The 17,776-nt window shown below is 63.7% G+C and carries 17 protein-coding genes; 9 read left to right on the forward strand and 8 right to left on the reverse strand.

Annotation, left to right across the window (positions count from 1 at the left end; translation table 11 throughout):
- Window positions 1-117 precede the first annotated feature (117 nt).
- The 6 genes from AB4Z43_RS24055 to AB4Z43_RS24080 all read left to right on the forward strand — a co-directional run bounded on the left by AB4Z43_RS24055 (window position 118) and on the right by AB4Z43_RS24080 (window position 7,407).
- Window positions 118-2,871, forward strand: a complete 2,754-nt coding sequence (locus AB4Z43_RS24055) for a DUF2339 domain-containing protein (protein WP_441939109.1) — start codon at window positions 118-120, stop codon at window positions 2,869-2,871.
- 161 nt (window positions 2,872-3,032) lie between these two features.
- Window positions 3,033-3,551 carry an RNA polymerase sigma factor gene (locus tag AB4Z43_RS24060; protein ID WP_027046662.1) on the forward strand — a complete coding sequence of 173 codons (519 nt, stop codon included), beginning with the start codon at window positions 3,033-3,035 and terminating at the stop codon, window positions 3,549-3,551.
- Window positions 3,548-4,339 carry an anti-sigma factor family protein gene (locus AB4Z43_RS24065; RefSeq protein WP_038645654.1) on the forward strand — a complete coding sequence of 264 codons (792 nt, stop codon included), beginning with the start codon at window positions 3,548-3,550 and terminating at the stop codon, window positions 4,337-4,339. Before AB4Z43_RS24060 ends, AB4Z43_RS24065 begins: the two co-directional genes overlap by 4 nt.
- A gap of 207 nt (window positions 4,340-4,546) precedes the next feature.
- Window positions 4,547-5,653, forward strand: coding sequence for a peptidase C39 family protein (locus AB4Z43_RS24070; protein ID WP_038645656.1), 1,107 nt, complete (start codon window positions 4,547-4,549; stop codon window positions 5,651-5,653).
- Window positions 5,650-7,113 (forward strand): RimK family protein, encoded by a 1,464-nt coding sequence (locus tag AB4Z43_RS24075; RefSeq protein WP_069091775.1) that lies wholly within the window; start codon window positions 5,650-5,652, stop codon window positions 7,111-7,113. The genes AB4Z43_RS24070 and AB4Z43_RS24075 overlap by 4 nt, the downstream gene beginning before the upstream one ends.
- A gap of 21 nt (window positions 7,114-7,134) precedes the next feature.
- Window positions 7,135-7,407, forward strand: coding sequence for a DUF3303 domain-containing protein (locus tag AB4Z43_RS24080; RefSeq protein WP_019857211.1), 273 nt, complete (start codon window positions 7,135-7,137; stop codon window positions 7,405-7,407).
- An 18-nt stretch (window positions 7,408-7,425) separates the two neighbouring features.
- Here the strand turns inward: AB4Z43_RS24080 and AB4Z43_RS24085 are convergent, their stop codons facing one another.
- The gene (locus AB4Z43_RS24085; protein WP_441939112.1) at window positions 7,426-8,343 is read right to left on the reverse strand and encodes a LysR substrate-binding domain-containing protein; all 918 of its coding nucleotides are present in this window, start codon (window positions 8,341-8,343) and stop codon (window positions 7,426-7,428) included.
- Between the two features lie 113 nt (window positions 8,344-8,456).
- Between AB4Z43_RS24085 and AB4Z43_RS24090 the strand changes: the two genes are divergently transcribed.
- Entirely contained in the window at window positions 8,457-9,347 is an 891-nt protein-coding gene (locus AB4Z43_RS24090) for a fatty acid desaturase family protein (RefSeq protein ID WP_441939114.1), read from the forward strand.
- A gap of 16 nt (window positions 9,348-9,363) precedes the next feature.
- Here the strand turns inward: AB4Z43_RS24090 and AB4Z43_RS24095 are convergent, their stop codons facing one another.
- The 3 genes from AB4Z43_RS24095 to ygfZ form a co-directional block, all read right to left on the reverse strand.
- On the reverse strand, window positions 9,364-11,505 hold the full coding sequence (locus AB4Z43_RS24095) for a putative bifunctional diguanylate cyclase/phosphodiesterase (RefSeq protein ID WP_441939116.1): 2,142 nt from the start codon (window positions 11,503-11,505) through the stop codon (window positions 9,364-9,366).
- A gap of 65 nt (window positions 11,506-11,570) precedes the next feature.
- Window positions 11,571-12,206, reverse strand: a complete 636-nt coding sequence (locus tag AB4Z43_RS24100; protein ID WP_019857215.1) for an HD family hydrolase — start codon at window positions 12,204-12,206, stop codon at window positions 11,571-11,573.
- The gene (ygfZ, locus tag AB4Z43_RS24105; RefSeq protein WP_038645660.1) at window positions 12,206-13,066 is read right to left on the reverse strand and encodes a CAF17-like 4Fe-4S cluster assembly/insertion protein YgfZ; all 861 of its coding nucleotides are present in this window, start codon (window positions 13,064-13,066) and stop codon (window positions 12,206-12,208) included. Before ygfZ ends, AB4Z43_RS24100 begins: the two co-directional genes overlap by 1 nt.
- Window positions 13,067-13,141: 75 nt before the next feature.
- On the opposite strand from ygfZ, the gene AB4Z43_RS24110 reads away from it, so the two are divergent.
- Entirely contained in the window at window positions 13,142-14,473 is a 1,332-nt protein-coding gene (locus tag AB4Z43_RS24110) for a dihydroorotase (protein WP_027046667.1), read from the forward strand.
- A 34-nt stretch (window positions 14,474-14,507) separates the two neighbouring features.
- Here the strand turns inward: AB4Z43_RS24110 and AB4Z43_RS24115 are convergent, their stop codons facing one another.
- The 4 genes from AB4Z43_RS24115 to AB4Z43_RS24130 form a co-directional block, all read right to left on the reverse strand.
- The gene (locus tag AB4Z43_RS24115) at window positions 14,508-15,299 is read right to left on the reverse strand and encodes a hypothetical protein (protein WP_019857218.1); all 792 of its coding nucleotides are present in this window, start codon (window positions 15,297-15,299) and stop codon (window positions 14,508-14,510) included.
- A 71-nt stretch (window positions 15,300-15,370) separates the two neighbouring features.
- Window positions 15,371-15,628: a hypothetical protein gene (locus AB4Z43_RS24120; RefSeq protein ID WP_008874920.1), complete on the reverse strand. Its 258-nt coding sequence runs from the start codon at window positions 15,626-15,628 to the stop codon at window positions 15,371-15,373.
- A 350-nt stretch (window positions 15,629-15,978) separates the two neighbouring features.
- Window positions 15,979-16,356: a TIGR02301 family protein gene (locus AB4Z43_RS24125; protein ID WP_019857219.1), complete on the reverse strand. Its 378-nt coding sequence runs from the start codon at window positions 16,354-16,356 to the stop codon at window positions 15,979-15,981.
- Between the two features lie 72 nt (window positions 16,357-16,428).
- Window positions 16,429-16,854, reverse strand: coding sequence for an NUDIX hydrolase (locus AB4Z43_RS24130; RefSeq protein WP_019857220.1), 426 nt, complete (start codon window positions 16,852-16,854; stop codon window positions 16,429-16,431).
- A 126-nt stretch (window positions 16,855-16,980) separates the two neighbouring features.
- Between AB4Z43_RS24130 and AB4Z43_RS24135 the strand changes: the two genes are divergently transcribed.
- Complete coding sequence (locus tag AB4Z43_RS24135) at window positions 16,981-17,742, forward strand: SOS response-associated peptidase (RefSeq protein WP_038645664.1); 762 nt, start codon at window positions 16,981-16,983, stop codon at window positions 17,740-17,742.
- Window positions 17,743-17,776: the final 34 nt, after the last annotated feature.

Below are 17,776 nucleotides of genomic sequence, written 5' to 3' on the forward strand. Positions count from 1 at the left end.
ACATGTTCCAGCCGCCAATCTGGCGGCGCGTTGAGTTTTTCAGCCGTTTAGCCGCCGTATTTGGATGTCAGTGAGATGAAACGTCAGTGAAAACTGGCCTGGTTTGGGGGAACCGCCATGTTTGAAAGCCTGATCGGGCTTGTCGCCATCATCGCCTTGTTCGTCATTATTTCGCGTCAGCAGAGCCGCATCGGTCTGATCGAACGCGAACTTGGCGCGCTGCGCAGTCTCGTCCTTTCAGGCGCCGTGCCGCCGGTGGCCAAGCCGGCAGAACAGATGGCGGCCGATGGCAAGGCCGAAGCGGCGCCGGTGGTCGCGGCCACGGCCGATATTGCCTCGCCGGCGGTGAGTGAACCGGTCGTACAGGCGCCGGCTACAGAAACGGAAGCTCCGGCTGGCGAGGCTGTGTCCGGCCCCTGGTCCACGAGCGAGGCTCCGAAGGCAGCAGAACCTGTCGAGCCGGTTGCAGCCTCCAAGGCCCCCGGCAAGCCGGATATCGAGACGGCACTCGGCACGCGCTGGGCGGTCTGGGTCGGCGGCATCGCGCTGGCACTGGGTGGCCTGTTCCTGATCCGCTACACAATCGAGGCTGGCATCTTCGGCCCCGGCGTGCGGCTCACCATGGCGGCGGTGCTTGGGCTGGTGCTGGTTGCCGGCGGCGAGTTCATACGCCGCACCGGCTTCAAGGTGCCGGTGCAAGGCGTTGCCGGCGCCTATGTTCCGGCGATCCTGACGGCGGCCGGTGCCTTCATCCTGTTCGGCACTGTCTATGCCGCCCATGGCATTTACGGCTTCATTGGCCCGGCGCTTGCCTTCACGCTGCTTGGGGCCATCGGTGTGGCGACGATCGCGGCTGCCCTGGTCCATGGCCTGGCCCTGGCCGGCATCGGTCTTGTCGGCGCCATGGTGACGCCGATGCTGATCGCCTCCCAGGCGCCCAACCCCTGGGCGTTGTTCGGCTACCTCGCCATCGTGCTCGCCGCCACCAGCGTCATCGCCCGCATGCGCGACTGGAAAGCGCTGGTGGCGGCGGCCTTTTTCGGCACCGGCATCTGGACCATTCTCTATATGACCGACGCGCCGGCTGCGAACCTCTCCTCCATCCTGTTCATCGACGCCGTCACCCTGGCCGTCCTCGCTTTTGTCTGGCTCGGTCGCCGTGATGAAATCGTCGCCGCCAGGGCCTTCGACTGGCCGTCCATCGTGCCTGCCCTGTTCGTTGCCTTCTCGGCGCTGGGCCTGTCGGTCGACCCAGCCTTCGCCGCGGCCGGCTATGCCTTGCCGGGCGCTGCGATCCTCGCGGCGATGGTGGCCGTCGCGCTTTATCGCCCGCTGGCGCTACCGCTGCTTTACGCCGCCGGACTGGCGACGGTCATGATCTATCTCGGCATCATCCCGCCAACCTCGATCGTGTCCGACTTTTCGGCCGGCGCACTCGGTGTCGATGGTTTGCCCGTGGCGACGTCCAATGCCCTGACCTTGCGCATCGGCATTGCGCTCGGCCTGGTCTTCATCGGCGCGGGCCTTTGGGCCGCCCGCAAATTCGCGGCATCTTCCTCGCTTCGATCCGCCTCATGGGCGGCATCGGGTGTCATCGTGCCGTTGGTCATCCTGCTGGCGCTCTGGTTCACCTTCGGCAATCTCGACCGCGACTTTGTCTACGCCGCCGCCGCAGCACTGCTGGTCGTGGTTTTCGCCGCCGGTGGCGAGTGGATCGCGCGCGCCGAAGAGCCGCCGCTCAAGGGCGGCATAGCGGTGTCGTTTGCCCTCGGAGGCGCGGCGATCGCCGGCCTCTTGATGCTGCACATGGCTTTCAATTCCGGCTGGACCACCATTCTGCTTGGTGCAGCAGTCATAGTGCCGGCGCTGGCCACGCGTTGGCGCTCCTACCCGGTGCTAGGCTGGATTTCGGTTGGCGCGGTGATCGCCGTGCTTGGCCGCGTCGCCTTCGATCCGACCATCGTCGGCGCCGAGTTCCTGTCGACGACACCGGTGTTCAACTGGCTGCTGCCGGGCTATGGCGTCCCGGCGCTCGCCTTTGGCTTCGCCGCCTGGCAACTCGCCCGCACCACCAATGGCCGGCCGCGCCTCGTCATGGAAGCCGCGGCGGCGCTGTTTGCGCTGCTTGCCGTCGCCATGCTGGTGCGTCACGCCATGCATGGCGGTGTCATCGACACGGGTCCGATGACGCTCGCCGAACAGGCGATCTACACGCTGATTGCCATCGGCGCCGGCGCCATCCTGGTCGCCATCGACATGCGCTCGCCAAGTTCGGTGCTGCGCTATGGTTCGATGGCAGCGGGCGTGGTTTCGGTCGCCCTGATCGTCATCCGGCACTTCGTGGTGCTCAATCCGCTGTTTACGGACGAATCGACCGGCCGGATCCCGGTCTTCAACCTGTTGTTCCTTGCCTATCTCCTGCCGGCCGTCGCCGCCGGCGGACTGGCGCTCTATGTCAGGGGCAAGCGGCCAACATGGTATTCGGCAATGCTGGCACTGGTCGCGGCGCTGCTTGCCTTTGCCTATGCCACCCTGTCGGTCAGGCGGCTGTTCAAGGGTGAGTTCATCGGCCTGTGGAGCGGGCTCGGCCAGTTGGAAACCTACACCTATTCGGCGCTCTGGCTGGTGATCGGCGTGGCGCTGCTCACCGCCGGCGTCTGGCTGAAGTCGCAGGTGCTGCGCATTGCCTCGGCCGCGTTGATCGCAATCGCCGTGCTGAAGGTCTTCCTCTTCGACATGTCGGAGCTGGAGGGCGTACTCAGGGCGCTGTCCTTCATCGGTCTCGGCGCCGTGCTGATCGGCATTGGCCTGTTCTACCAGCGGCTTTTGACCAGGGCGGCGAGGGAGGAGATACCGGTCGTCGAACAATGACGGCAGGCGTTCAATCAAGCCGGGAATAAACCGGCTCCCGCCAGCGTTGTCTCATTGCTTGGGTGACCGGGGCGGTGGACCGCTTCGCGCTGGCCGCTTGCGTCGCGCAGGGAAGGCGCGTTGAATCGGGATCAACAAGGGCGATTTCAGAACCAGCGGTCATGGACGAAAAGAAGGCAGCAATCCTTGGCGAAATACCGCGCCTGCGCCGCTACGCACGCTCGCTGTTGCGCGACCGGGATTCTGCCGACGACCTTGTCCAGGACTGCCTCGAGCGCGCACTCGTGCGGCTCGACAACTGGCAGACGGGAGAAAGCCCCAGGAGGTGGCTGTTTACGATCATGCATCATTTGTTCATCGACCAGATGCGCAAGGTGAACCGTCGCGGCGAAGCGGCGATGCTGCCCCTGGAAGCGGGCGAGGCGGTGGCCCAGCCGGCAGAGCAGTTGGACGGCATCGCCTCGCGTGAGATCTTCAACGCGCTGCAGGCAATAAGCCCCGATCGCCGTGCGGCTCTTGTCATGGTCGCCATCGAAGGCTTCTCCTATGCCGAGGCCGCCAACATGCTGGGCGTGCCCGCCGGCACGCTGATGTCGCGCATTGCGCGCGGGCGTGAGGAGCTGCGCGGCTTGCTGGATGACACGGCGCGTCGCCGCGCGATAAGGATCGTCGAGAAATGATCCGCCGCGATTTTTCAGAACGTGACATCCATATGGCGCTCGACGGCGAACTGCCGGCCGACGAGCGCGCCGCCTATGATGCCTGGCTGGACGCCAACCCCGAGATGAAGGCCAGGAGCGCCCGCTTCACAGCCGACCGGGAGGCGTTGCGCTCGGCCTTTGCCGGCGTGCTGGATGAACCTGTTCCCGCGCGCTTGCGCAAGGTGGTGCTCGGCGAAGCGCCGGTTAAGACTGCGGTGCCGCGCTCGCGCTGGTGGCTTGCCGCTGCCGCGGCGGTGCTTTTGGCCACGGGTGGATTTGGCGGCTACTTTGCCGGCATGGACGGCATCGGACAGGAGGACCCGGCGGAAGATCGGCTCGCCGAACAGGCGATTGCCGCCCATGTCATCTACGCCGCCGAGAAGCGGCATGCCGTGGAAGTGCCGGCCAGCGACAAGGATCATTTGCAGACCTGGCTGTCCAACCGGGTCGGGCTGAAGCTCGTGGCGCCGGACCTGACCGCGAACGGCTTCCAACTGGTTGGCGGCCGCTTGCTGCCGGCCGGCGACAGCAAGGCCGCGATGCTGCTCTACGAGGACGACAAGGGCGAGCGCATATCCCTCTTCGTCACCGCGGAATCGGTGGAGAATGCCAAGGGCACCTATGCTTCGGCGCAGGACGGCCCGCAGGCCGTCTACTGGCTGGACAAGGGCTATGGCTGCGCCGTCGTCGGCTCGCTGCCGCGCGAGCAATTGGCAGTCGTGGCCAAGAATGCCTATGGCCAGCTTCTGGCGGGTCTCGCAAGCTGAGTTGGCCGCAATTGTTCGCAGCCGGTGGCCTATCAAACAGGGATCCTGCTCAAAGCCCGCGAGCTTCCTTGCCACCGCCGAAACTGTCACAATTCGGCCCTAATCAAGGAGCGATAGCGCTTGATGAATACTGGCGCTTCGGCCGGTGTTTGCGACGCTTTTGATCGGGGCCGTTTCCGCAACGCAATCGAGGTTTTTTCAAGTCGCATGCCTGCCGAGATCCGTACGGCCCGCGCGTCTGACGTCGATGATCTCGCCGCCATCGAGAAAGCCGTTTTTTCGAGCGATCGCATTTCCCGTCGCTCCTTTCGCCTTTTCATCGAGCGCGAGACCGCTGAGACGCTGGTCGCCGAGCTCGACGGCCGCGTCGCCGGCTACGCGATCGTGCTGTTCCGCAAGGGCAGTGGGGTGGCGCGGCTCTATTCCATAGCCGTCGGTCCATTTTTCGGCGCGCTTGGCATCGGGCGCCAGCTTTTGACTGCGGCGGAGGAGGCGGCCTTCGGGCACGATCGCATGATGCTGCGTCTCGAAGTGCGCGAGGACAACGACCGCGCCATCCGCATCTACGAGCGGGCCGGCTACCGCAAGATTGGCCGCGAGCCTGGCTATTACGAGGACGGCGCGACCGCGCTTCGTTATGAGAAAACCCTGCGCGGCGACCTTCCGGTCGCCACAAGGGTGCCGTTCTACCAGCAGACCTGCGAGTTCACCTGCGGCCCATGCTGCCTGATGATGGCCATGGCCAATTTCGACCGCGACTTCGTGCCCGATCCGGTGATGGAAATCCGCCTCTGGCGCGAGGCCACGACCGTCTTCATGATGTCGGGGCCGGGCGGCTGCGAACCATTCGGCCTGGCTGTCTCGGGTTATGAAAGCGGGCTCGCGGCGGAGATCTTTGTTTCCTTCTACGGCGCGCTGTTTCTGCAATCGGTGCGCAGCGAGGACAAGCGCCGCGTGATGGAACTGGCCCAGGTCGACTTTCGCCGCCGCGCGGAACTTTACGGCATCCCGGTGAATTACCGCTCCTTCACCATCGATGACATCAGAACCGCGATATCAGAGGGAAAACTGGTGCTGGTGCTGATCAGCGGTTTCCTGATGTTTGGCAAGAAGGTGCCGCACTGGGTGCTGGCCATCGGCGACGATGGCGATCATATTCTTATCCACGATCCCTGGGTCGAGGACGAAAGGCAGGAAACCATCCTTGATGCCGCCAACATTCCCGTGCCCTACGGCATCTTCATGAACATGGCGCAGTTCGGCCGCGACGGACTGCGTGCCGCCATCACTCTGGGGAAGCGCGACACACAATGACCTGGGTCATCCTTACCGGCCGGCAGAGCGATCTCGACCAGGTGGCGACACCGCATAAGATCATCACCAATCGCGACTATCTCGCGCATCCGTCGCTGTTCCGCGGCCAGCGGCCGAAGGTCATCAACCTGTCCAACAATTACGGCTACCAGAGCCGCGGCTACTATGCCTCGCTGCTGGCGAGTTCGCGCGGCCACAAGGTCATTCCGACCGTTGAGACGATGATCGACCTGTCCGAACGCAAGCTCTACGAACATGCGCTGCCGGAACTGGAACTGGCGCTCAACAAATGCCGCAAGGATCTCGGCGGCGCCTTTCCAGCCAAGGTGTGCATCTTTTTCGGCATCGGCCCGTCGAAAGTCTGGGACCGCTTCGCCAAGCTGTTGTTCGACTGGTTCCGGGCGCCGGCGCTCGAGGTTCACATCAAGGACAGCGCCGAATGGGCTTCGATCCGCAAGATCGGCTTCCATCCGTTGGCGCGTATGACCGAGGACGAGGAAAAAAGCTTCATCCAGTGCCTGGAGACCTACACCAACCGTGAATGGCGCGACACCAAGGGGCGCACGCCGGCGCGCTACACCTTCGCCACGCTGGTCGATCCGCACGAGGAACTGCCGCCGTCGGAAATCTCGTCGCTGCGCTACTGGGCCAAGATCGCCGAAAAGATGGGCGTCGAAATCGAGCCTATCACCAGGAAGGATCTTGCCAAGCTCGCGAACTACGATGCGCTGTTCATCCGCGAGACCACTTCGATCTCCAACCACACCTATCGTTTCGCCCGCCGCGCGCAGCAGGAAGGCATGCCCGTCATCGACGATCCGCTGTCGATGATCCGCTGCACCAACAAGGTCTATCTTAACGAGCTGATGGCCTACAACAAGGTACCGGTGCCGCCGACCGTGATGATCGCCGGCACCTCCGACTTCGAAGTGGCCGCGCAGACGCTGGGCTTCCCGCTCGTGCTGAAGATCCCGGATTCGTCCTTCTCGCGCGGCGTCAAGAAATGCGAGAATCTTGAGGAACTGACACGGCTTGCGACCGAGTGGCTGGAGGATTCCGACCTCCTCATCGCGCAGAAATTCATTCCGACCGAATATGACTGGCGCGTCGGCGTGCTCGGCGGCCAGCCGCTGTTTGCCGTGCACTATCTGATGGCCAAGAAGCACTGGCAGATCGTCAACCACAAGGCCAATGGCAAGCCCGACCAAGGTGGCATCAAGACCTTCACGCTGAAGGAGACGCCGGCCCATGTCGTCGAGACGGCGGTCAAGGCGGCGCGCTGCATCGGCGACGGCCTCTATGGCGTCGACCTCAAGGAGACCAAGGACGGCGTCTTCGTCATCGAGGTCAACGACAACCCCAATCTCGACCATGGCTGGGAGGATTCCGGCGAAAAGGACGAGGTCTGGGTGCGGCTGACGCAGTGGTTCCTGGAGCGGCTCGACCGGCCGGGGCGGTAACAAGTCCACCAAGGGGAAAACATGCAGTTCATCGTGATCGAGGATTTCACCGGCTGCGACCGCAAGGATATCTACCGCCGTTTCCGCGATCGGGGCCGCCTGAAGCCGGAGGAGCTTGTCGTTCACCACAGCTGGATCGCCGCGGACATGAGCCGCTGCTTCCTGCTGGTGGAGACGGACGACGTCACGCTGCTGCAACGCTGGGTGATCGAATGGGCCGATCTGGTCGAGTTCGAGATCATTCCGGTGGCGACGAGCAAGGAAATGGTGGCGGCCTTGAGCGGGCACCTGTGACCACGCGAGCCCGACGGGTCAATGCAGCGCCGGCGAGCCCACGGCGCGACGGCATTCCTCGATCAGCCAATCGCGGAATGCCGCCACGACATCGCGCCTGGCGCTGCGCTCGGGAATGGTCAGGCAATAGGGCTGGCGCAGTGCGATCGCCCTGGCGGCGGGCCGAACCAGCCTGCCGTCCTCCACCGCCTCGGCACAATAGACCCCTTGCGCCAGTGCCACGCCCAGCCCCGAAATGGCGAGGTCGAGGGCGGCGCGCGACGAGTTGGCCGACAGGCCCCGCTGCGCCGCCCGGCCAGGTTGGACACCTTCAGCCTCGAACCAGTTGCGCCAGGACGGAAACGAGGCGCCGGTTGGTCCCCAGTCGGTGTGGATCAGCGACAGCCCGGCGAGCGGACCGGCGTCCGCCTTGATCGCGCTGGCAAGCCTCGGTGCGCAGACCGGATAGACGGCGTCCCGGGTGATGTCCTCGGTCGGGTGCTCGCGATAATGCGGACCGTAGGAGAGCCTGATGTCAATCAGTTCGCGGTCGAACGGCACCGGGTCGTCGTCGCCGCGCAGCGAGATGTCGGCGGCGCCGTGGCTTGCGACGAAGCCCGACAGACGCTGCGAAAGCCAGCCCATCGCCATGGAAGGCGGCACCGACACCACCAGGCGCGGGCGGAAGGCATCGCCGCCCAATTCGCGCGAGACACTGCCGATTTCGTGGAAGGCCATGGTCAACCGAGGCAGCATCTCCACGCCGGCCTCGGTGAGCACAACCTTGCGGTTGACCCGATGAAACAGCTTGCGCCCCATCTGTTCCTCGACGGTGCGGATAAGCTGGCTAACGGCGGCCGCCGAGACCGAAAGCTCTTCCGCCGCCGCAGCAAAACTGCCCGTACGCGCCGCGGCCTCGAAGGCCTGAAGTCCTTTGAGCGATGGAGATGTGACCATGATCGCCAGATAGATAAGATGAACTTATCCAAATCGCAGGAATCGTCGTTTTTGGAAAGCTTTTTCACCAACTAGAGTAGGTCTTATCAAATCGCCAGCCTGGATCGAAATCGATGGACCATCGCGACATCATCGCGTCACTTACCCCGGAGGAGCGTAGTCGCCTGACCGCCAAGTCCAATGCTGTGGGTCTCGTTCAGCTCGGCGCCCATTGGGGAGCGATAGTGATCATTGGATCGCTGATCGCCGCGAAAGTGCCATTCTGGCCGCTGCTGATGCTGCCGCAAGGCATCCTGATCGTCTTCCTGTTCACGCTGCTGCACGAGACGGTTCATCGCACGGCCTTCGACACGCAGTGGCTGAACGATGCCGTGGCGCGGGTGTGCAGCCTGGCGCTGGCGCTGCCGGCCGACTGGTTCCGTTATTTCCATTTCGCCCATCACCGCTTCACGCAGGACCCTGAAAACGATCCGGAGCTCGCCTTTCCCAAGCCGGAAACGCTGCGGCAGTACCTCGTGCATGTTTCCGGCATCCCGCTGTGGTGGGGCCATCTCAAGACGCTCTACGCCAATGCGGTTGGCGGCAGCCAGGAAAGCTATGTGCCGCCGAAAGGCCGACCCAAGGTGCGGGCCGAAGCGCGCGCCACGATTGCCTTTTACGCCGTCGTTCTTCTGTTCGCCGTCTATTTCCGTCTCTCCGTGCTTCTCTATGTCTGGATCATTCCGGCTCTGCTGGGGCAGCCCTTTCTGCGCCTCTATCTGCTCGCCGAGCACGGCCGCTGTCCGTTCGTGGCCAACATGCTGGAGAATACGCGAACCACGCTGACCAACTGGGTGGTGCGCAAGCTGGCCTGGAACATGCCGTTCCATGCCGAGCATCATGCCTATCCGGGCGTGCCGTTTCACCAATTGCCGCAGTTTCACGCGCTGATCGAGCGGCATCTGAAGGTGGTCGAGCCGGGCTATGTCAGCTTCCACGAGAAATACGTGGAAACGCTGAGCTGACCTTGCGCCTACGCTATCAGCCGGTCTGGCTGCGTAGCGCACGCGCCTTCAACAGACGCTGGATGTCCGCCGCCTTCGAGGGGATACCGATCAGATAGCCTTGCGCCTCTTCACAGCCATTGTCGCGCAGCATGTCGAGCTGCGCCTCGGTCTCGACGCCCTCGGCGGTGACGACAATGCCAAGCTCGTTGCCGAGCCCGATAATGGTGCGGACGATCGCCGCCGTGTCGCGATTGCTCATGTCGCGGATGAAGGAGCGGTCGATCTTGATCTTGTCGACCGGGAAACGCCTGAGATAACCGAGCGAGGAATAGCCGGTGCCGAAATCATCCAGCGCGATGCGGATGCCGAGATCGCGCAATTGGCGCAGCGTCTTCAGCACGGTTTTGCTCTCGTCCATCAGTACGGTTTCTGTGATTTCCAGCTCCAGCTGTCCGGCCAGCACACCTGAAAAGGCCAACGCCGAGATGACACTGCGGGCAAACCCGCCGCTTTTGAGCTGCACGGCCGAGACATTGACCGCGATGCGCAAGCCGGGCGGCCAGCTGGCCGCCGCCGCGCAGGCCTTCCTCAGCGCCCATTCGCCGAGCGGCACGATCAGGCCGGTCTCTTCGGCGACGGGAATGAACGCGTCCGGCGCGACGGTGCCGCGCGCCGGGGAATGCCAGCGCATCAAGGCCTCCGCGCCGATGATCTCGCCGGAGGCGATGTTCATGATGGGCTGGAAATCGAGATCGAACTCCTGACGCGGCTGTGCGGCCTCGAGGTCGACCTCGAGAGCCCGCCGGGCCTGCACTATGGCGTCCATCGCGGGCTCGAAAAAGCGATAGAGGTTTCTCCCTTCGCTCTTGGCCCGATAGAGCGCCGTATCGGCGTTTTTCAGCAGCGTGTCGGCGTCCCTGCCATCTTCAGGGAAAACAGCGATACCCAGGCTGATGCCGATGTGCATATCCCGGCTCTTGTCGCGAAACGGTTTTGCGATGGCCTCGGCGATGCGCTTCGCCAGTTTTTCAGCATCGGCGACGCCCCTTGAGTTGAACTGCATGACGACGAACTCGTCGCCGCCGAAGCGGGCGACGACGTCAGTCTCATTGCGCAGGCAACGCTGCAGCCTTTCGGCGACGCTTTTCAAGAGCCAGTCGCCGGCGGGATGTCCCCAGGTGTCGTTGATCGCCTTGAAGCGGTCGAGATCGAGCGAGAAGATCGCCAACGGCGGTGCCGCCGCATCCTCCAGCGCCTGGTCGAGCCGCTCGCGAAACATCGAGCGGTTGGGCAGTCCGGTCAGCGTGTCGTGATGCGCAAGATGGATCATGCGCTCTTCGGTGCGTCGACGTTCGGTGACGTCGTCGAAGGTCACCACCCAGCCGCCGCCGCTCATCGGCTGGCGCGTGACCAGGACCGTCCTGCCGTCGGTTAGATAACGATAGGCCGAGTGCATTTTTGCCGCCGCCAGGCAGGCCTCGGTCTTGGCGACTTCGCTGTCGACGTCGATCTTCTGGTAGATGCCGAGTTCCAGCAGTTTTTCGAGCGCGTCGCGATGCGTCGTCCCGAGCGGAAAGTCCCCCGCGGTGACGTTGTAGAGCTCCAGAAAACGCCGGTTGCGTACGATCATCCTGCCGTCGGCGTCGTACATCAGCAGGCCTTGCGACATGTTGGCGAGTGCCGCGTCGAAACGGCGATGCTGCTCCTTGAGGTCCTGCTCGGCGCGCCGCTGTTCGGTGATGTCCTCGTAGATCGAGACCCAACCGCCCACGGCCAGCGGGCGGTGCGAGATGTTTATGATGCGACCGTCCGACAGCGTCTCTTCGTAGGTCGAGGGTTTCGCCTGGTCGATGTAGGGTTTGCGGATGGCATAGAGCTCGTCGGCGCTTTGCGAGGCGATGCCGATGTCGACGCTGTGGCGCAGAATGTCGATGAAGCGGATGCCTGGTCGTACCAGCTTGGCGTCGAGGCAGAAGATGTTGAGGTAGTTGCCGTTGCAGATGATCATGCGTTCGTCGGCATCGAACATGCACAGCCCGTGCGACATGTTCTCGACAGCGGCAGAAAAGCGTTCGTTCTGTTCGCGCAGCTCGTCTTCCATGCGGCGAGAGCGCTCCACGCCTTCGGGCGCCCGTTTCGGGACGATCGAACCATCCTTGACGTCCACGACGGGCATGAGGCGCGCCTGCGGTGCGTGATCGAACACCACACTGTTGCCGTTTCCGGTTAATTTAGCGTTCTCTACCCTACCGCCGACGTTGCAACTGGATGCCGCGACTTCTCAAGCGCCGAAAACCGCCTCAGGAAGGCATCTTGCGCCCAGGTCACCGAGCGTGGTGTGAAATCGAAGCGCTCGGCGGAGAAACCGCGCGGACGGCCGAAGAATTCGGTCGCCTCGGCGGTCGAGAAGCCGGCCAGCAGCGTTGCCTCGAAATAGGCGGCGATCTGGTCGGCGCGTTTGATGTCCCTGCGCAGTGCCGCGGCCGGTTCGGGAGGCAGCGAAAAGCGCTGATGGATGGCGCGCTGCAGGCGCAATTCGCAGTCCTTGTAGCTGCCGCCCATCACCGACTTGAACGGCGAGATCATGTCGCCGATGACATATTCAGGCGCATCGTGCAGCAGCGCGGCGAGCCGGTCGGTGGCAGAAGCCTGAGGCACCAGATGATTGAACAGGGCTTCTACCAGCAGCGAATGCTGGGCGACCGAAAACGCATGCTCGCCGCTGGTCTGGCCGTTCCAGCGGGCGACGCGGGCGAGCCCATGGGCAATGTCGGAAATCTCGATGTCGAGCGGCGAGGGGTCGAGCAGGTCGAGCCGACGGCCGGACAGCATGCGCTGCCAGGCGCGCGGCGGCGCACCGGTGCGGTCCGCCGCCATCAGGCTTCCTCCGCGCTGACGGTTTCCTGCGGAAAACTGAATTTGGCCCAGGCGGGAATGGCGAGCCTCACCGGAACATCGCCGGCCAGGATCGGCTGGCCAGCGTCCAGCGCCGCCTTGACCCTGTCGATGCGGGCAATGGCAAGCCCGATGTCGCCGGCGGTCGAGCCGAGCGTGCCGACCGGCCGGCCCTCGACGGTGAGTTCGGTGCCGGAGGCGGGCAGGGCAAGCCCAGCCTGCACGATCAGCACACGTCGCCTGGCGGTGCCGCGATGCTGCATGCGCGAGACCACTTCCTGGCCGACATAGCAGCCCTTCCTGAAGCCGACGCCGCCGGTCTCGTCGAGAAGCACGTCATGCGGGAAGGCGTCGCCCAACGCATAGTCGGCACCGCTCTCCGCGATGCCGTGGGCGATGCGGAAGGCCTTCCATGCGGCGATTTCGCCGGCATCCGCAATGCCGGCATAGGTGCGTGTGACGCTTTCCCTGGCAAAGCGCCTGTCGGCAAACGCGGTTGAATCATTTTCTGAGGCGATTGACTCTTTTCCCCACGCAACAGCGACAAGCGACTGTTCCGACTTGGCAATCTCGACCTTGGCGCGAAGCTTGTAGAGTATGAGCCGGCGCACGAAATCATCTGCAATGTCGGCTCGGCATTCCAGCCGGAAGGCGTTTTCGCCGGCACGCGAGATCAGGAAGTCGAACAGGATCTTGCCTTGCGGCGTCAACAGCGCGCCCGGCTTTGCTTCGCCGGCGCCGAGCGTATCGAGATCGGTGGTCAGGATGTTTTGCAGAAAGTGCTCGGCATCCTGGCCGGAGACGGAGATGAGCGCGCGGTCTTTCAGCAGGGCAAAGGGCATGGGGAGGATAAAAGCCTGATCTTGCAAAACGGTTGGCCATTACGTAAGCCGCTGACACTCCCCCCGCAAGAGAGCATGGCCATGACCTACGACCTCATCCTGACAGGCGGCACAGTGGTCAACCATGATGGCGAGGGGGCACGTGACGTTGGCGTGAAGAACGGACGCATCGCCGCAATAGGCGATCTCCGCCAGGCCTCGGCCGGCGAGACGATCGACTGTCGCGGCCTGCACATCCTGCCGGGCGTCATCGACAGTCAGGTGCATTTTCGCGAGCCGGGACTGGAGCACAAGGAAGATCTGGAAACCGGCTCGCGGGCGGCGGTGCTTGGCGGCGTCACCGCCGTGTTCGAGATGCCCAACACCAACCCGTTGACCACCAGCGAGGCAACGCTGGCCGACAAGGTTCGGCGAGGCAGCCACCGTATGCATTGCGATTTCGCGTTCTGGGTCGGCGGTACCCGCGACAACGCCAGGGATGTCGGCGAGCTCGAGCGGCTGCCGGGCGCCGCGGGAATAAAGGTTTTCATGGGTTCGTCCACCGGCGACCTGCTGGTCGAGGACGACGAAGGCGTCGCCTCGATCCTGCGGAACACTCGCCGCCGTGCCGCCTTTCATTCGGAGGACGAGTTCCGGCTGCGCGAGCGCCTTGGCGAACGCATCGAGGGCGACCCGTCATCGCATCCGGTCTGGCGCGACGAGACCGCCGCCTTGCGTTGCACCGAACGGCTGGTGCGCATCGCGCGCGACGTTCGCGCCCGCATCCATGTCCTGCACATCTCTACCGCCGAAGAGATCTTGTTCCTCGAACAGCACAAGGACGTCGCGACCTGCGAGGCGACGCCGCATCATCTGACGCTCAGCGCCGACGACTATCTCAGGCTCGGCACACTGATCCAGATGAACCCACCCGTGCGTGACTCCCGCCACCGCGATGGCGTCTGGCACGGCATCGCGCAAGGCATCGTCGACGTGCTCGGCTCCGACCACGCACCGCACACGCTGGCCGAAAAGGCAAAACCCTATCCAGCCTCGCCCTCGGGCATGACCGGCGTGCAGACGCTGGTGCCGATCATGCTCGACCACGTCAACGCGGGCCGGCTGACCTTGCAGCGGTTCGTCGACCTGTCCAGCCACGGCCCGCAGCGCATTTTCGGCATGGCCAGAAAAGGCCGCATCGCCGCCGGCTACGACGCCGACTTCACGGTTGTCGATATGAAGCGGCGCGAGACCATCACCAATGCGCAGGCCGGCTCCAAGGCGGGCTGGACGCCCTATGACGGCAAGGAAGTCACCGGCTGGCCGGTCGGCACCGTCATTCGCGGCCGCCGCGTTATGTGGGAAGGCGAAATCGTCACACCGGGCCAGGGCAGGGCGGTGGAGTTTTCCGAGGCCCTTGTCGTCTGAGCTTCCCTATCCCCTACAAGCAGGAGCAAGCCGCTCAGTCCCCGGCGACGAAAAATGTCCATTGCCCGGCAGGCGTGATGCCGACGCGATAGAAGATATAAGCGCCGAACTGCTTCATGTCGTCGAAATCGCCGGCGGTGACGATCTTGAACAGCTCGACCCGCTGCTTGGCGTCGAGCTTGTCCAGCGGCAGCGCGAAGAAATACGGCCAGACATAGAGTTCCTGCGCTGTTCCGGCGTCGACATGGACATAGCCGGCGCTGAGCACTTCCTCCAGTATGGCCAGGATCTCCTGGCCGTCAGGGTCGCCGGACAGCCCTTTGAGGAAGGCAATGGCGTCGCCGTCGATGTCGGCCAGTGACAGCTGGGTCATGCTGTCGCCCTTGCCGATCAGGGGCCGGAGCTTTTCGATGTCGCCGCTCTTGCAGGCCTCGATGATCAGATCATGCATGCGCCGCACGGGCTCGGGCAGCTTGCCAAGGTCGTATACGACTTCAGGCAAGGGCGCCTCGGGATCGACACGCGGCCTGTTGCTGCCGCCATCCGCTGGACTGTCGGGCTCTGCCGCGTCCGGAGCGGCAGGCTGCTGGCCGGTCGAAGGCGGCGTTCCCACCGGGTCGGGCATGGGAATCGCGCCGCCGGGCGACGAGACGTCATCATCCGCTGACGGGGTGACAGGTGAGGGAAGGTCTTCGCGTTGGATCTCGCTCAGCGCATAGGCCGGGCTGCTTGCCAGGCACGTCACAAAGGCAATCGCGGCACAGCAAGCGGCGAGACGGATGTAGAGGACCAAGCCCTTTGGCCCGCCTGACATCGGAAAATTCACTGCCCGTATCTCCTTGGCTCCCGGGCATGATGCCCAAACGGCACTCGATCGTCAAAGAACCGGATGTCGGTTCAGTGCCGCAGCCGCTCGGGTTCGAAGGCGCCAGCAATCACCTTTTCACGCATGCGGTCGAGCAGGGCAAGGGCCGATGTCTCGCCGTTGGCGCGCAGCATTTCACCGAACGCGGTCTCAAGCGCCGCCTCGGCAATGATCTCGGGCTCGATGCCGGCCGAAAGGCCCTCGGCCCAGGCTTCGCTGTGGCTTTCCACCGCCGTCAGGCGTTTTTCTTCCCTGACCAGCGCATCGATGTCGTTGACACCATGTTCCATAGCGATGTCCACCCTTTCAAGCTGCGATCCATCAGTGCGGATCAGGCTTGATCTGTTCCGTTTACACGCAGCCCTAAGTAAGTATCTGTAAATACGACATTTTTTTGATCGTCTTTACAGCAGACGGCTGTGTTTGGCGAAGCTGCGTTTCAACCCGGATCAAACTTAGCCGATTAGGCCTGCCTGCGGGGTGAAAACCTTCAGTTTGAGTTAATTTCGCATTCTTGCGGTAACGTTTGATTAACGCTGTTGCAGAAGTGCAACATCAGGATTGCACCAAGACACAGACCGCTACAAGCCAGATTTGTCTGATAGGACCGGCGACGGCTCGGATATCTGTTGATGGACGCCTAATTGCCATAGCGCGAGGCGATATCGCGCGACAGCGTCTCGCCTTCCTTCATGTAACGGCTAATGGCTTCCGTGGCTGAAGCGGTGCACTGCGTATAGGTGCCGCCGAAGGAACGATAGCCGCGATTGAAGCTGGCGATGAAGCGGGCGCGACGCTCCGGATCCGGATTTTCCGATTCGAGCAGTTTTTCCATTTCGCCACGCCACTGGTCGCCCTTCTCGCCGCACAGATTGCGCAGGAAATGCAGCGACCCCAGCACCTCCGCCAACCGCATCAGCCCCGGCTCGAACGGCGACTCGACGCTGAACGCCGGCCGCACGGCCACGGCCGTACTGACGGCAAGGCATAAAGCGACAAGAAAACGAGCACGGCTCATAAGTCTATGTGACCAAACAATTTGTCGCCTGCAAGGCGTTTCCGGCCCGGCGGTTGGGGAATTCAGCGGCTTTCAGGGGGAACCAGCAAGTCGGCCAAGCAGATCTTCCGCCACCGCGAACACCGAGCCGGCAAGCGGCAGCGCCGCCATCTCGCGGAGTGTGTAGAAGGCTGCTGTCTCGGCATCGTCGCTCGCCACGGCCTCGCCGCCGGCATAGGCGGCGCCGAAGACCGTGAGGCGGTAATCGACCGGGTGAGAATCGTCCCTGCCGTCGATATGAATTACCCGAAGCGGGCGAAAACCGGTGGCACGCAAACCGGTCTCTTCGTGCAACTCGCGCTTGGCGGCATCCTCCAGCGTCTCGCCGGCCTCGGCCTTGCCGCCGGGAAAGGCATAGAGACCCTGCGAAGGTTGCCGCGCCCGCTTGACCAAGAGCACGGTGTCGCCACGCACCACGGCTACCGAGACCGCCGGCAGTATCTTTCGTGTATCGCTCATGGCTTCCCAACCGTTCGACCGCCGCAGCCCGCTGTGGACGGGTCAGCGCCGGACAGCTTTAGCGGTTGCAGTGCGGCTGTTCCATCGCCACTTTCTGGAACCATTCGAAGGCAGGAGCAATCGATCATGTGCGGACGTTTTGCCTTGGCCGCCACACCGAATCAGACCGCCGCCTTTCTCGGCCTGGCCGAGCTGGAGGATTTCCCGGCGCGCTACAACATCGCGCCGACGCAACCCGTGCTGATGGCGACCGCCGGCGCGCCGCGTGCACCGGGCTCCAATTTGCCGGATCGGCAACCGATGCTGGTGCGCTGGGGCCTCATTCCCACCTGGGTCAAGGACACAAGGGAGTTTCCGCTGCTGTTCAACGCGCGCTCGGAAGGCGCAATCGAAAAGGCCTCGTTCAAGGCCGCCATGCGTCATCGCCGCGCGCTGGTGCCGGCGTCTGGCTTCTACGAATGGCGGCAGAGCGGGGGCAAGAAGGGGCAACCCTACTGGATCCGGCCCAGGCATGGCGGCCTGGTCGCCTTTGCCGGCCTGATCGAGACCTATGCCGAGCCTGGGGGCTCGGAAATGGACACCGGCGCCATCCTGACGGTCAATGCCAATGCCGACATCGCTCATATCCACGACCGGATGCCGGTGGTGATCGATCCCGGGGATTTCGCCCGCTGGCTGGATTGCCGCACGTTGGAGCCKCGCGATGTTGCCGACCTGCTGCGGCCGGCGCAGCCCGATTTCTTCGAGGCTATCCCTGTCTCCGACCTCGTCAACAAGGTCGCCAACACCGGCCCGGAGATTCAGCAGAGGGGCGAGGTCGGGCCGGAGCCCGAGAAGACCAGGCGCCAGAAGCCTGGCGCGGACGACAGTCAGATGACGTTGTTCTAAGGGATACCGCTATTTCGAGGCGTATGTGAGCGCC

This window comes from Mesorhizobium sp. 2RAF45 (genome assembly GCF_052115225.1).
Lineage (GTDB): Bacteria > Pseudomonadota > Alphaproteobacteria > Rhizobiales > Rhizobiaceae > Mesorhizobium > Mesorhizobium jarvisii.